Here is a 13,815-nt window from a genome sequence, read left to right on the forward strand (position 1 = left end):
CGCTCGCCCGGCGCACGCCGCGCAAGCCGCCAAGTCACGCCGTTGCAACAGCGTTGCGACTGCGCAGGCCCGCAACCAGCAGAATCAATCCGAAGACCACGCCATACACACAGGCGACGATGCGCCGTTCACCGCTCCCCGCCGGCCCGAGCAACAGCCCCACGCCAAAGAGCGCCGTGCACACGCTGGCGGCCACCACGGGCCACACGTAGGAGCGTGCGGCAACCGCCTCGCGGCGCTGCTGCATCGCCCGCAGCAGGGCGTAGATCACGCCGGTGATGCCCAGCGCAATGAAGACGGTGACGACGGCGGTCGTGAAGAAGGCCCCCGTGAACAGGTTGGAGGTGATGTTGGGGTTCAGCAGGATCGTGCCGCCGAAGACCAGACGCACCACCCCATCCAGCAGCGTCACGAAGAACACCCATTGCCCGCGCACGCTGCGAAACAGCGCGATGGCAAGACACAGCCCAAGCACGCCATCGATCACGCCGTAATAGCCGCCCAGCGCCGCTTCCCTCGGCGCCATCAGAAGGCAGGCGCCGAACAGCAGGTTGAAGGCACCGCGAAGCAGAAGCAGTTGTCGCATGAACATGGCCCTTGCAATCGGAGATTGCGGACTACCTTACTAGCTTGCCAACCCGCATGCAAACGCTGTCATGCCGCGTGCGATTGCACCTTGGTGCAACGAATGATCGAGAGTGCCACCCTGCAAGGGATATCCGCTACATTCTTCACGCGATGGTTCGCCGACAACCGATGCGACAGCTCAGCCGCAAGGTCATCGATTTTTTCAACACAAGTGGGAGTGAAATTCATATGCGTTATTCCGTGATCGTTCTGGCTGGCGTTCTTGCGCTGTCCCAGGCTGCATTCGCCCAGGACACCAAGCCTGCCAAGTCGGCCGAGGAGATTCGCGCCACCGGCGGCGAACTCGTCACCCGTGCCACCGTCATCGAACTCGACAAGGCCCGCCGCATTGCCGTGTTGAAGGGGCCGGATGGCACCCTGTCCTCCTTCGAGGTTCCCGAATCCGTCAAGAACTTCGACCAGGTCCGTGTCGGCGATCAACTCGTGCTGCGTTACGTTGCCGCCGTCGCGACCCAACTCGAGCCGGTCGCCAAGAACAACGGCATCCGCGAGCGCATCGAAACCACCGCCGAAGCCAAGGCACCGGCCGGCGGATTGCCCGGATCGGGCGCCGCGCGCACGGTCGAAGTGCTGGCCGTGGTCCAGTCGATCGACCGGAAGGCGCGCACGGCCAAGCTGCGCGGCGTCTCGCGCACCGTCACCGTCAAGATCCCCGACGACATGGACGTGAGCAAGATGAAGGCCGGCAGCGAAGTGCGCGCCGTGTTCACCGAGGCCGCCGTGCTGAGCGTGGAGCGCGTCGCCAAGAAGAAGTAGGCCGCAGCCCCCGCGCCCTGGCTTCGGCCTGTGCACCACACACAGGTCGAGCGCGGGGCCACAGGGAAGACCCACCGGACCCATGAGCAGCAAACGCCAACGCAACAAGGCACGCATCGGCGCCGATGCTGCGCACATGGGCGGTGCACCGGGCAAGGCGGCGACAGGTGCGCCCGCGGCGCAGCCCCCGTCGACGCGAAGGAACTTGCTGCTCGCCGCGCTTGGCGCGGCGGCGGTGGGCGGCGCAGCCTACGGCGCCTCGGCATGGTGGCAGTCGCGCCAGCCGCAGCCCGCCGCCAGCATGGGCGCAAGCAAGCCCGCGGCACGGCCCGCGGTCATCGCCGGTGACGGCGTGCGCGGCCCCCAAGGCATGGTGTGGGTTCCCGGCGGGGTCTTCCAGATGGGCAGCGACAGCAAGCTGGCGCAGCCCAACGAGAAGCCCGCCCATCCGGTGCAGGTGCGCGGTTTCTGGATGGACCGATCGCACGTCACCAACGCGCAATTCCGTGCCTTCGTCGACACCACGCACTACCTGACCACCGCCGAGCGCAAGCCCGACTGGGACACCCTGCGCGTGCAGAGTCCGCCCGGCACGCCCAGGCCGCCAGAGGAAGCGCTGGTCGCGGGCGCCATGGTCTTCGTCGGCACCGACAAGCCCGTGGACCTGCGCGACTGGTCGCAATGGTGGCGCTACGTTCCCGGCGCCAACTGGAAGGCGCCGCAAGGCCCCGGCAGCAGCATCGCGGGCAAGGACGACCACCCCGTGGTGCAGGTCAGCTACGAGGACGCGCTGGCCTATGCCAGGTGGGCCGGCAAGCGCCTCCCCACCGAGGCCGAATGGGAGTTCGCCGCACGCGGCGGGCTCGAACAGGCCACCTATGCCTGGGGCGACGATTACCAACCCGACGGCCAGCCGATGGCCAACATCTGGGACAAGTCCGCCAGGGGCCGCTTTCCGGTGGTCCCGGCGATTCCCGTGGTGAGCGCCAAGGCCGGCGGCGCGATCGGCACCCAGCCGGTCGGCACCTTCCTGCCCAACGGCTACGGCCTGGTCGACATGACCGGCAATGCCTGGCAATGGGTGGCCGACTGGTTTCGCGCCGACCATTTCCAACAGCAAGCCAAGGCGCAAGGCAACAACAAGCCCCTCGACAACCCCGCCGGCCCGCAGGACAGCTGGGACCCGGACGATGCCGGTGTCCCGCCCGCCGCGCCGCGACGCGTGACGCGCGGCGGTTCCTTCCTTTGCAACGAAGACTATTGCCTGAGCTACCGCCCGAGCGCACGGCGCGGCAACGACCCTTTCAACCCCATGAGCCACATCGGCTTCCGGCTGGTGAGCGACGCGCCCAAGCCAGCCGGTCAGGGAGACTCTGATCAAGTCCGCCGCGAGGCCGCGCGCCTCGGCGCGGGATGGGATGCAAGGCGCAAACCACAGCCATAGCCAAAGCTATGGCGAGGATTTGCAACGCCGCAGACCGCCCGAGCCGAGGATGCGCGGTCCGCGGGGGACTTGATCAGAGCCTCCTTGGCCTGCGTTCGTCCTGTTGCGATCCTGAGTCGAGTTTCATCCCACTTGTCGGCCCCGGCCGAAGGAGTCAGGAAATGAGGTCTCTCCACCCCGCAAGCGGTGTTCGCTGGTTCTCTTTGTTGCTGCTGCCGCTGCTCCTGCTCCTGGGCGCCCTGCACGGGCCGGCGCACGCGGCGGAAGGTGAATTCAGGGACGAGGAACTCGACCAGATCCTCGCGCCCATCGCGCTCTACCCCGACTCCCTGCTCTCGCAAGTGCTCATGGCCAGCACCTATCCGGCCGACGTGACCGCCGCGGCGGCCTGGTCGAAGGCGCATCCCGACGTGAAGGGCGACGCGGCGATCTCCCAGGTCGCCGACCAGCCCTGGGAGCCCGCGGTGCAATCGCTCACCGCCTTCCCGCAGGTCCTGGCGATGATGGATGCGCGACCGGGCGATGTGCAGAACCTCGGCGACGCGTTCCTGGCCGACCCCGGCCGCGTGATGGACCGCATCCAGTCCCTGCGCAGCCGGGCCCAGCAGTCCGGCAACCTGCAGTCGAACAGCCAGCAGGTGGTGTCGACGTCCGACGAAGGCGGCAGGCAATCCATCGTCATCGAACCGGCGCAGCCGCAGCAGGTGTACGTGCCGGTGTACCAGCCCTCGGTGGTGTACGGGGCCTGGCCGTACCCGGCCTATCCACCGGTCTACTGGCCGCCGCCGGCCTACTACTACCCGGGCGCGGCCTTCGCGGCGGGCTTCGTCTGGGGCGCGGCGGTGGTCGGCATCAACAACGCGCTGTGGGGCGGCTTTGGCTGGGGCGGGCGCAACGTCAACATCAACGTCAACCGCTTCAACAGCATCCACACCAGCCGCACGATCAGCAACGGCAACTTCAACTTCAACCCCGACCGCCGCGGCCATGTGCCGTATCGCGACGCGGGCAGCCGCGCCCGCTTCGGCGGTGACAGGCAGTTCGCCAGCGCGCAGGACCGCCAGAATTTCCGCGGCAAGGATGGCCGCCAGGCGCAGCGAGACCGGGCGGCGCAGCAATTGAAGGCGCGCGGCGCCGATCCGGTCGCAGGACGGCAACGGCTGCAGGGCGCGGACCGCGAGCGGGCCAGCAAGGCGGCGCGCAACACTGGGCGATCCAACTTCGCGGGCGCCACGGCCGGCAAGCGCGGCGCGGGCGGCGCGGGCGGCGCGGGCGGCGCGGGCGGCGCGGCGCGTGCCGACAATTTCAAGCAGGCGCGTCACGACAACGCACTCTCCGGCGTTCGCAACAGCGGCGCGTCTCGCGCCAACGCCAACCGCGGCCGCACCAGCCTGGCGTCGAGCGCCCAGCATCCGAAATTCTCCGGCGCCAGCGCGCGGGGTGGCGGTGGCCGCGCGGCGAGCGGCGGGATGCGCGCGGGGGGTGGCACGCGTGCGGCGGGTGGAACGCGTGCGGCGGTTGCACCGCGTGCGAGTGGCGGCGGGGGCATGCGAGCGGGCGGGGGCATGCATGGCGGCGGCCACATGGGTGGCGGTCGGCATCGTTGAGCAGGTCGAAGCAACTTTGGAGTCCATGCCATGGCACGAACAGTCCGCGCATTCGGCCCCCCTTCCCACGTCGACATGGCCTTGCCAACCCGATGTGATCCCTCTCGTGGAATCGACCGGGCGCGGCCCGGCTCCAGGGGCCCCGTACGCCACGCGCTGGGCGCGACGGCGTTGGCCGCCGCTGCGTGCACGGCCGCCCTGCCAGCCCATGCGCAGGCACCCTTCCCCGAGCCCCGGCAAGCCGCGGACGCACTGGTCGCCGCCGTCGAGTCCCGCGACAACGACGCGCTGGGCCGCGTGCTCGGCGTCGGCTGGCGCGCCCTGTTTCCGCCCGAGGGGGTCGACCCGCGGGACCGCGATGCCTTCCTCGACAAGGCCCGCCAGTCGACCACTGTCAACATCAAGGACGGCCATGCCGACGTGGTGGTCGGCGCCGACGGCTGGGTGCTGCCCATTCCGCTCGTGCAGGGCTGGAACCGGCGCTGGCACTTCGACCTGCACGGCGGACGCGAGGCGCTGCTGGAACGCCGCATCGGCGAGAACGAGCATTCGGCCATCCAGGCCTCGCTGGCCTACCTCGACGCGCAGCGCGAATACGCCTTGTCGGACCGCAACGGCGACGGCCTGCGGGAGTACGCGCAGAGGCTCATCAGCACCCCCGGCAAGCGCGACGGCCTGATCTGGAGCCAGGATCTGGGCGACGAAAGCCCGCTCGGCGAGGACTACCTCCCCAAGGATGGTCGGCAGGGCTACCACGGTTATCGCTTCAAGGTCCTCACCGGCCAGGGCACCGGTGCGCGCGATGGCGCCCGGACCTATGTGATCGGCAAGCGGATGATCGCGGGCTTCGGCCTGCTGGCCTGGCCGGTCGACTACGGCCGCAGCGGCGTGATGAGCTTCATCGTGAACCAGGACGGCGTGGTGTACGAACGCGACCTGGGGCCGCAGACCTCGTATGTCGCGGCGGGGATGCAGCGCTTCAATCCGGATGGGACGTGGAACAAGGCCAGTGAATGACTGCCTTGCGCTGGTCCTGTCCAGGTGGGCGTTGTTCTATTCGACGCCCACTCGCAGTGTGTACTGCGCCGCCGCGCGCTGGCGCGATGCAGCGCGATTGAGATACACCCGCACCCGATACATGCCGTCCTTCGGAAGCGCGCCCGTCCAGCGAGGCTCGCCGCCGATTTCCCCTTGGTACAACGCCTCTTCGGAGTCGGGCGGCAGCACATTGAAGTAGATGGACTTCGAAGCGGATTCGAGGTTGACGGTCATGGTCTGGCCCGCGCGTGCGCGCAGCACGTGGTCTCGCACGTCGCTGTTCGGGCCTTGAAGCTTTCCTGTCGCAGTGCCCTGGCTCGCACCCTTCGCAAAATTGAGCGCTTGCGCGGGGACCGCCGGCTGCGCCTGGCTTGCCGAGGCGGATACGAGCAGCAGCGCAGCAATGGCTGCCTTCCAGCGTGGCGAGGCGCCGTCGGCTTGCTTCGGGATGCGTGGATTGCTTGACGTCATGTGTTTCCTGCTGGGTGGTGGATGGCGACGCGCGTGGTCGCTAACCGGCGCGCATTCGTCGGACGAGGAGCATCCCTGCGACGACGTTCAGTGTCATTCCGAGCGCAAGGAGCATGAAGCTGAGCCAGGTCGGCATCGGCGGCAATGCGAAGAGCAACACCGTCCACGGAAGCGCAAGTGCCAAGGCAAAAACCGCTGACAGCGGGTCGCTGGCGACCCCGAACCAACCGTGGGCGCTTGCCGGTATCAGGAGCAGGCTGAGCAAGCCAAGCAAAGCGTAAATGCCTACGACAAGACGGAGGGCTGAGCGCATCGTGGTCCGAGCCCTGCGGCAGGGTGATTACTTGCTCGGCGGCAACGGGTCGAGGCCGAGGTCCGACAGTCCCAGAAGAAGGCAGTCTATAAAGAAGGTCAATGAAATGCAACGGCGCAGACGACCCCATGCGAAGACGATGGCGGCGCGCTGGCCCTTGCGCGAGAAATCATCCGCCCTTCTGCGGCACCTTGCGCAACCTGGCGGGGTCGTAGCCCTGGCTCGCGACGAACTCCGTCAGGCGCGCCAGGTCCTGGCTGGAAATGCTCGGCGTGCGCGCCATGATCCAGACGTAGTCGCGCTTGTCCCGCGTGATCACGGTCTGCGTGTAGTCGGGCGACAGCCAGGAGATCCGGTAGTCCGCCTTGATGGGCCAGATGTATTGCTGGCCCCAGATGGCGCCTGACTTTTCGTCGAGGACGAAGCCGCGGGACGTGTAGCTCTTGACGGGGCCATCGAAGGCGTCGGCGTTGAAAGTGAAGGTGGTCGGGATGGTGCCGTCCGGGTCGAGCCGGTAGTTCTCCATGGCATTGTGGGCGCCGTTCTCCAGCCGGGTGGGAATGCTGGCGATGACGTACCAGTTCCCCATGAAGCGCGGCAGGTCCACGCGCGGGACCAGGGTCACCGGGGGCCGGTTGTTCCCGGAAACGGTCGCGCAAGCGGCCAGCGCGGCAATGCATGCCAGGGCAACGATTCGCAGAACCATGGGCTTGTCCTCAAACCGGCAACAGTGCCAGTCGAGCCTTGTACGCAGCGCCGGGCGAGAGGGATCAGCCGACTGAAAAGAATTTCGGCGCCAGTTCCATTGAATTCAACGCTTCAACCGCTTCGCCTGCCACTTCACATACGGCACCGTCGCGATGATGCTCACCAGCAGGTACAACATGATGGCCGCGGGCACCTGGTTCATCTCGCCGCCGGTCGCGTTGGCGGTAGCGATGGCAATGGCGATGCCGGGGTGCCGGCAGGCGGTCGACAGCGCGAGCACCTCCCGCTCCTCGGGATCGGGGCCGCCCAGCCAGTGGCCCACGGCCAGCGCGATGGCCACGAACACCACGATCGCGATCAGCGTGCCATCGCCGAGCAAGGCGCCGAGCGCACGGTGGGCGGCGACGACGATCGCCACGCCCGCGATGGGGAGGAGCCACTCGCCCGCGAGGATGGCCGGCCGGGCCACGCGCGCGGCGATCTTCGGGATGAAGCGGTTGCACAGCATGCCCGCCAGCAAGGGCAGCACCGCGGCGGTGAAGATGATCTTCGCGATGGCTTCGGGCGGCATGGCGAAGGTCTTGTTGTAGAACAGGTCGAGCAGCTTCATCTCCAGCGGGATGATGGCCATCGACAGCAAGGCCATCGTCACCATCAGCCCGAGCCCATAGGACGCTTTCCCGCCGGCCTTGTCATGCCGTCGCGGCAGCAGCGGCGGCACGGGCGAGATCGAGAGCACGACCAGCGCGGCCTCGACCGCGTAGCGGAAGTCGAAGGCCTTCGCCAACGCGACGGCCACGATCGGCATGATCACGAACATCGCGAGCAGCGAGCGCAACAGCAGCCCGGGCCGCTTGAAGACGTACATCACGTCTTCCATGGTGGCGCGCAGGCCGAAGCCGAACACCGTCACGATGATGCTCGCCTGCAAGGCAAGGATGACCCAATCGCGTGCTGTCATTGCACCGTCCTTTGTTCAGAAACCACTCTCGCGCCGCAGCACCGCCAGCAGTTGCGTCGCACCTTCTTCCAACAGGCTGCGGCGCGCGCCGTCGATCTGCAGGTGGCCGCGTACCTCCTGCAGCGCCGGCGGCGGCGCATCGAGTTGCACCAGCACATGGAACAGCGCGGGCGTCGGCACCAGCGCCTCGCCCTGCTTCGACGTGGCCAGCGGGCCGCCGTAGCGGTTGGCCAGCATGCGATGTTCGAGTTGCGCGACACGCGTGCTGCCGATGGCGATGACGCGGCCTTCGATGGGTGTGAAGTGCCCTTCCGGATAGAAGCGCACGCCGGCGCCGGCCTCGATGCGGTGCACCTCGTCCGGCTTGATGTAGGCATCGACTTGCCAGCTGCGCGGGTCGACCAGCACGCCCAGCGCCTCCTTGGTGCCGGTCCATTGGCCGGCCTGCCAGTTCGGGTCGACATCGCGCCATTGGCCGGCGAAAGGCGCTTGCAGGTTGAGGCGCGCGATCTCGGAGCGGGCCGCGCGCTCCTCCTGGATCTGCACGCCCAGGCGCTGGCGCGTGGCGGCCTCCTCGGTGAGGCCGGCGGGTTCCGCCATCAAGCCAGTGAGGCGCGCGTTGAAGCTGCGCACACCGGCTTCGCTGCGCGCCATGCGCTCGGTGATGTCGGGTTGCTCCAGCGTGACCAGCGCGTCACCGGCCTGCACCGTGCCCATGCCGCGGATGTCGCGGATCAGCGCGGCGAAGGGCGCGAACACGCGCAGCTGATGCTCGGCCCGCGCCACGCCGTAGGCATGGATCTGCGTCTGCCACGGTATCGCCAGCAAGGCCACCATCGCGGCCATGAAGGCCAGAACATAGAACTTGCGTCGCATGGGAATGCCTGCCCTCCGGGACCACCAGTGCCCCATTTCGCGCCAGACCGGACGCACGATGAACCATGCGATCTCCACCGCGAACAGGAAGATCCCCAGCACCTTGAAGAACAGCAGGTACACCGCCACCGCGATGCCGGCGAACAGCACCAGCCGGTACAGCCAGGTGACCATCGCGAAGGCTATGAGGGCACGGCGCCGCCCGGCGCTGAAGGGCTCGGGCCATTCCTCTTGCAGACCCAGCAATCCGCGCCGCAAGGCCACGCGCGCGAAGCGTTGCGAGCGCTCATGCAGGTTCGGAAAATCCAGCAGGTCCGACAGGATGAAGTAGCCGTCGAAGCGCATGAACGGGCTCGCGTTGAGCGCGATCGACAGCACCCAGCTCGTGGTCGCCAGGTAGAAGAAGCCGTCGCGCAATGCACCCGGCTCGCTCACGGCCCAGGCCAGCGTCGCCAGGCCGGCGAGCGACAGCTCCGTCAGGATGCCGGCGCTCGCAATGGCCAGGCGCTGGCGCGAACTTCGCAGCTTCCAGGCCTCGCCGGTGTCGGTGTAGAGCATCGGCCACAGCACCACGAAGGCCACGCCCATGTGCGCCACCTTCAGGCCCAGCCGCGTGGCGACCAGCGCATGCCCCATCTCGTGCAGGGCCTTGCCGAAGGCCACCGCGATCGCAAAGCCGACGATGCCCTCGGCCGAGAAGGACTCGACCACCGCGCTGCGGAACGCATCCCACTGGTGCGCCACCAGCACCAGGCCCAGCAGGCTCAACGCCAGCACCAGCCAGCCCGTGAGCGGATGGAACAACCAGCCGAGATACTTCGTCAGCGATCGAAGCATGCGTTGCGGCCGCACCAGCGGAATGCGGAAGAACAGGTAGTGATGCAGCCAGCCTTTCCAGGTCAGCCACGGGTTGCCCTCGCTCTGCTTTCGCAGGCGGTCGACGGTGTCCGGGCCGGGGCGCAGCAACTGGTTCTGTTCAAGGAAGCGGCGGAAGTCCAGCACCTGTTCGGCATCGGGCTTGAGCGCGGTCTGCTTCGAGATCTGCTCGCTGATGAGGCGCGGCGTCTGGCCCCAGCGCAGCAGGCATTCGAACTCCAGCCAGCCGATGCGGTAGAAGCGGTTGATGACGGTGTCCTGGATGACCCAGCTCGGCTCCCCGCTGCGGTCCGCCGCGGCTTCGCTCAGGCGCAGGTCCTCACGCAGCGGCGGCAGCGGCAGGTCTTCCGGCGAGAAGGGCAACGCCGACATCACCAGCCCAGCCAGGCGCGCGCCGCCGCGATGGGACGGCGCAGCAGGTAGTAGCCGAGGATCACGCGCTCGCCATACAGCTTGGCCGTGCCGTGCAGGCCCAGGCGGCGCGGGCCGCCGTCGCCTTCGATGCTCACCAGCAGGCGGTAGGCGACCACGCTTTCATCGGTGCTGCGGGCCTGGTAGCTGGTCTCGAGGATCTTGCCCTCCAGCGGTTCCAGCGGATAGGCCGTGAGGTAGAGCGTGACGGGCGCACCCACCTCGAGCGCGATGGCATCGGCCACGGGCAGCTGCACCAGCATCGCCGGTTGCGCTGGGTCGGCCACCTGCAGGATGCGCTCGCCGGTCACCACCGGCTTGCCGATCCAGTCGTTCGGGTCGCTGTACACGGCCACGCCGGCGCGTGGCGACACCACATGCGTGCGCGCCAGTTGCGCCGTCACGGCAGCCCATTCCGATCGGCGCTGCTGCGCCTTGCCGTTGAGTACCGTGAGTTCGCTCTTGCTCTGCGGGTTGTCGAAGGCGCGCTGGCTGGCCGCGAGCAACTCGGCGTCGGCCACGGCGACCTCCCGGCTCAGCACCTCGGCGCGGCTGCGCAGCGTGGTCTCGTCGAGCGTGAACAGAGGCGTGCCCGCTTCCACGGCCTGGTTGGGGCGCACCAGCATCTGCGCGATCACGCCGTCGATGGGCGAGCTGACGATCTTGGCCTCGCGCGAGACGATCTCGGCCGGCGCCAGCGCGGTCTGCCGCACCGGCAGCAAGGCCAGCGCGCCCATCAGCGCGAGCGCCAGCAGGGCATGCCGGCGGCCGGGGCGCCAGCTTGTCAAACGGCGCTGGCCGGTCAAGGTCGACCAGCAATAGGCCCAGGTCTGCCAGAGGCCTTGAAGCAAGGGTTGCAAGGGTTCCAACGGCGGCGCGTCCATGAGGAACAGGATGAGCCCCAGGCGCTTGCCGTTGCGCCCTTGCAGCGGCACGCACCACACGCCGGCCGGCCACCATTCGGTCCAGCCGTCGGCCACCTCGGCGGGCGGCTTCAGCGCATCGCGCGACAGCCACTGCGGCTCGTTGCCATGCAACTGTTTCGCCAGCCAGCGCGCGCTGCGGCGCAGCCAGACAAGGTAAGGCGAATCGTCCTGCGGCTTGGCCAGTCCCGACACGCACAGCAGCTCGAAGCTTTCTCCCCGCTGCGCCAGCACCAGCGCCTGCCGGAACTGCAGCAGCGGATAGAGATCGTTGGCCATCGAGAAGGCCAGCGTGTTCAGCGTATCGGCGGACAGCGCCTTGTCGCGCAGCGCGCCCAGGTTGAGCAGGAGTTGCGCAGGGAGTTGGACGCGGTCGTTCACGGAGAGCTCGGGAAGCTCGCGATGCCGCTCATGCCGGCGATCAGGTCGGGAAACTTGTCGTCGAGCTTGCCTTCCAGTTCCACGGTCTGCGCCACCGCATCGACGCGCGCATTGATGGCGCTGATGCGGGCCGGGTAGGTCTTGCCGGTCTCCGCGATGCTGACCGTGAAAGGCTGGCCCGCCGCCAGTCCCTTGAGCAGCGTCGAAGGCACGTTCAGCCGCAGCTTGAGCGCGCTGTCGCTCACGATGTCGAACAGCGGCGTGCCCGCGCTGACGGTCTGGAAGGACTTGGCATAGACCTTGGCCACGCGTGCCGCAAAAGGCGCGCGCACCGCGCAGTAGCCGGCCTGCGTCACGGCCAGGGTGCGGGCACCGGCGGCCTTCTCGGCCTCGGTGTTGGCCATGGAGACCTCGATGTCGCCCACCGCATTCAATTCACGCAAGGCCTTCTTGGCATCGAGGTTCTGCCGGGCCTGGGCGAGTTCGGCTTCCGCCACCTTGGCGCGCGCCACCTGCTCGCCGCATTGCAGTTGCACCAGCAGGGCCCCCTTGGGCACCTGCTTGCCGAGTGACGCGCCGATTTCGCCCAGCGTGCCGTTCATCTGGGCCGACAGTGTGGTCTCCAGCTCCGCCACCAGCAGCACGCGGATGGCCGACGGGTCCACGGCCGCGGACTTGGGTACGGGCCGCTGCCCCGGCAGCGGCACGGCGGGCGCCTGCGCGAACACGGGCATGCCGAGGGCGATGCCGAGGGCGATGCCGAGGAACAGCGCGACAAGCTCAAGTCGACGTGGCCTTGCCCTCTCGACGGGATCCCAACAGGGGCGCGGGCCGGGTGTCGCCCGGACCCGGCACTCGGGGTCTGGGCTTTCAACGCTTGACAAGGCTCGCACCAGTACCTCCCCGGATCAGCTTGTTCTGTTCCATGTCGGTGGTCACGCGCTCGATCTCCGCGGCCAGGGTCTTGATGTCATAGCTGTCGATGGCCGTCGGGAACACGTCCAGGCCCACCGAGTTGTACAGGCGCCCCCATGCGGCCTCCGCATTGGAGAAGGCGGCCTCGCGCTGGTAGCGCGACAGCAGGTAGCGGCCCTCGGCCCGGATCACCTCGAGGTCCGAGCCCAGCGTGGTCTTCTTGGCGGCGCGCGCATAGTCGAGCAGGCTGGTGTCGACCCGCAGGCTTTCGTTGGCGAACTGCACCTCCTGCAGCGTGAGCTGGTAGCGCAGCGCGCCCACGCGCACCTGCGTCAGGATGGCCATCGACAGGGCGATGCGCCGGGCGTCGTCGGTCTCGCGCTGCGACTGTTGGGTGGCGTTCAGGGACGGCAGGGCCAGCAGCTTGAGCAGGTTGATCGACACGTCGATGCCGACGGCGTTCCAGTGGTTGTTGTAGAGATAGATGTTGGAGTCGTACTGGGTGCTGACGCTGACGCCGATGCTGGGCCAGAGCTGCGCCTTCGCGATCTCCATGTCACGCTCGTTCACCCGCTTGCGATACCACTCCTCCATGATTTCCGGCCGCCGCACCAGCGAGAGCTGCTCGAGCTGGCTGACGTCCGGCCCGATCATCGGCAACACCGGGTCGGGCGTGTCGACCAGCTGCATCGGCGAATTGGCCGGCAGCGACATCAGCGCGCGCAGTTCCGCCTGCGAGAACTCCAGGTCCTGCCGGCGGATGGTCAGCAGCGACACCGAGTCGAGCAAGGCGCGCTGGTAGGCCAGGATCTCCTGGCGCGGCATCAGGCCCTTGTCCTGCGCCTCGCGGGCCTGCCGCAGCGCATCGTTGGTGCGCTTGAGCAGGCCGTCCACCTGCGGCAGCAGGCGCTGCGCGCCGAGTGCGCGCCAGTAGGCATTGCGCACGTCCTGCAACACGTTCTGCGCGACCTTGCGGCGCCGCTCCTCGGCCATCAGGATCTGGTCCGCCTTTTGCGCGGTGCGGTAGTAGGCAATGCTGAAATCCAGCGTGCTCCAGCTCAGACCCAGGCTGCTGAGATTGCGATAGCGCTCTTCCGAGGTGGAGGCCCGCAAGCTGACCTGGCGGTCCTCGATGCCGATCGAGGTGCCGCCCGAATCGTTGTCGCGCCCGGTGCGGGCGGCCGAGGCCACCAGGCGGGGCAGCATCTCGTAGCTGGAAACGTCGCGCAGGTTGACGGCCAGCGCGCTCTCCATCAGCTTGAGGCGGTGGTCGAGGTTGTACTTCAGCGCACGGGCCGCGGCCTCGTAGAAGGTGATGGGGCCGGTGACCGGCTCCTGGTCCGCGTACATCCTGACCTGGTCGGCCTTGGCCCGATCGACGGTTTCATCCTGCGTGTAGGGCTGCTGCCGGATGTTCGTGCACGCCGCCAGCGCCAGCGCCAGCATGGCCGCGCCGGGAGCCTTGAGGGACCAGTACCACACGTCGG

The 13,815-nt window shown here is 68.1% G+C and carries 13 protein-coding genes; 4 read left to right on the top strand and 9 right to left on the bottom strand.

What is annotated here, in order from left to right; genetic code table 11:
• Positions 1–34: 34 nt before the first annotated feature.
• A complete protein-coding gene (locus tag WKW82_RS06745) occupies positions 35–586 on the bottom strand; it encodes a hypothetical protein (protein ID WP_340341504.1) in 552 nt (183 codons plus the stop codon).
• Positions 587–816: 230 nt separating this feature from the next.
• Between WKW82_RS06745 and WKW82_RS06750 the strand changes: the two genes are divergently transcribed.
• The 4 genes from WKW82_RS06750 (at position 817) to WKW82_RS06765 (ending at position 5,472) form a co-directional block, all read left to right on the top strand.
• Positions 817–1,404, top strand: a complete 588-nt coding sequence (locus WKW82_RS06750) for a hypothetical protein (protein WP_340341505.1) — start codon at positions 817–819, stop codon at positions 1,402–1,404.
• Between the two features lie 82 nt (positions 1,405–1,486).
• Positions 1,487–2,848 (top strand): formylglycine-generating enzyme family protein, encoded by a 1,362-nt coding sequence (locus tag WKW82_RS06755; RefSeq protein ID WP_422823432.1) that lies wholly within the window; start codon positions 1,487–1,489, stop codon positions 2,846–2,848.
• 161 nt (positions 2,849–3,009) lie between these two features.
• Positions 3,010–4,455 (top strand): DUF3300 domain-containing protein, encoded by a 1,446-nt coding sequence (locus WKW82_RS06760; protein WP_340341506.1) that lies wholly within the window; start codon positions 3,010–3,012, stop codon positions 4,453–4,455.
• Positions 4,456–4,485: 30 nt separating this feature from the next.
• On the top strand, positions 4,486–5,472 hold the full coding sequence (locus tag WKW82_RS06765; protein WP_340341507.1) for a DUF2950 domain-containing protein: 987 nt from the start codon (positions 4,486–4,488) through the stop codon (positions 5,470–5,472).
• Between the two features lie 36 nt (positions 5,473–5,508).
• Here WKW82_RS06765 and WKW82_RS06770 read toward each other — a convergent pair whose 3' ends face one another.
• From WKW82_RS06770 to WKW82_RS06805, 8 genes are all read right to left on the bottom strand, one after another.
• Positions 5,509–5,964, bottom strand: coding sequence for a hypothetical protein (locus WKW82_RS06770; RefSeq protein WP_340341508.1), 456 nt, complete (start codon positions 5,962–5,964; stop codon positions 5,509–5,511).
• A 40-nt stretch (positions 5,965–6,004) separates the two neighbouring features.
• Positions 6,005–6,277: a hypothetical protein gene (locus WKW82_RS06775; RefSeq protein ID WP_340341509.1), complete on the bottom strand. Its 273-nt coding sequence runs from the start codon at positions 6,275–6,277 to the stop codon at positions 6,005–6,007.
• Positions 6,278–6,446: 169 nt separating this feature from the next.
• Positions 6,447–6,983 (bottom strand): lipocalin family protein, encoded by a 537-nt coding sequence (locus tag WKW82_RS06780; RefSeq protein WP_340341510.1) that lies wholly within the window; start codon positions 6,981–6,983, stop codon positions 6,447–6,449.
• Positions 6,984–7,088: 105 nt separating this feature from the next.
• Entirely contained in the window at positions 7,089–7,946 is an 858-nt protein-coding gene (locus WKW82_RS06785; RefSeq protein ID WP_340341511.1) for a bile acid:sodium symporter family protein, read from the bottom strand.
• Between the two features lie 15 nt (positions 7,947–7,961).
• Positions 7,962–10,070, bottom strand: a complete 2,109-nt coding sequence (locus WKW82_RS06790; protein WP_340341512.1) for a site-2 protease family protein — start codon at positions 10,068–10,070, stop codon at positions 7,962–7,964.
• A complete protein-coding gene (locus WKW82_RS06795; RefSeq protein WP_340341513.1) occupies positions 10,070–11,413 on the bottom strand; it encodes an efflux RND transporter periplasmic adaptor subunit in 1,344 nt (447 codons plus the stop codon). The genes WKW82_RS06790 and WKW82_RS06795 overlap by 1 nt, the downstream gene beginning before the upstream one ends.
• A complete protein-coding gene (locus tag WKW82_RS06800; RefSeq protein ID WP_340341514.1) occupies positions 11,410–12,147 on the bottom strand; it encodes an efflux RND transporter periplasmic adaptor subunit in 738 nt (245 codons plus the stop codon). The genes WKW82_RS06795 and WKW82_RS06800 overlap by 4 nt, the downstream gene beginning before the upstream one ends.
• A 136-nt stretch (positions 12,148–12,283) precedes the next feature.
• On the bottom strand, positions 12,284–13,810 hold the full coding sequence (locus WKW82_RS06805) for a TolC family protein (protein WP_340341515.1): 1,527 nt from the start codon (positions 13,808–13,810) through the stop codon (positions 12,284–12,286).
• Positions 13,811–13,815 lie beyond the last annotated feature (5 nt).

Source organism: Variovorax rhizosphaerae, assembly GCF_037889975.1.
Classification (GTDB): domain Bacteria; phylum Pseudomonadota; class Gammaproteobacteria; order Burkholderiales; family Burkholderiaceae_C; genus Variovorax; species Variovorax rhizosphaerae.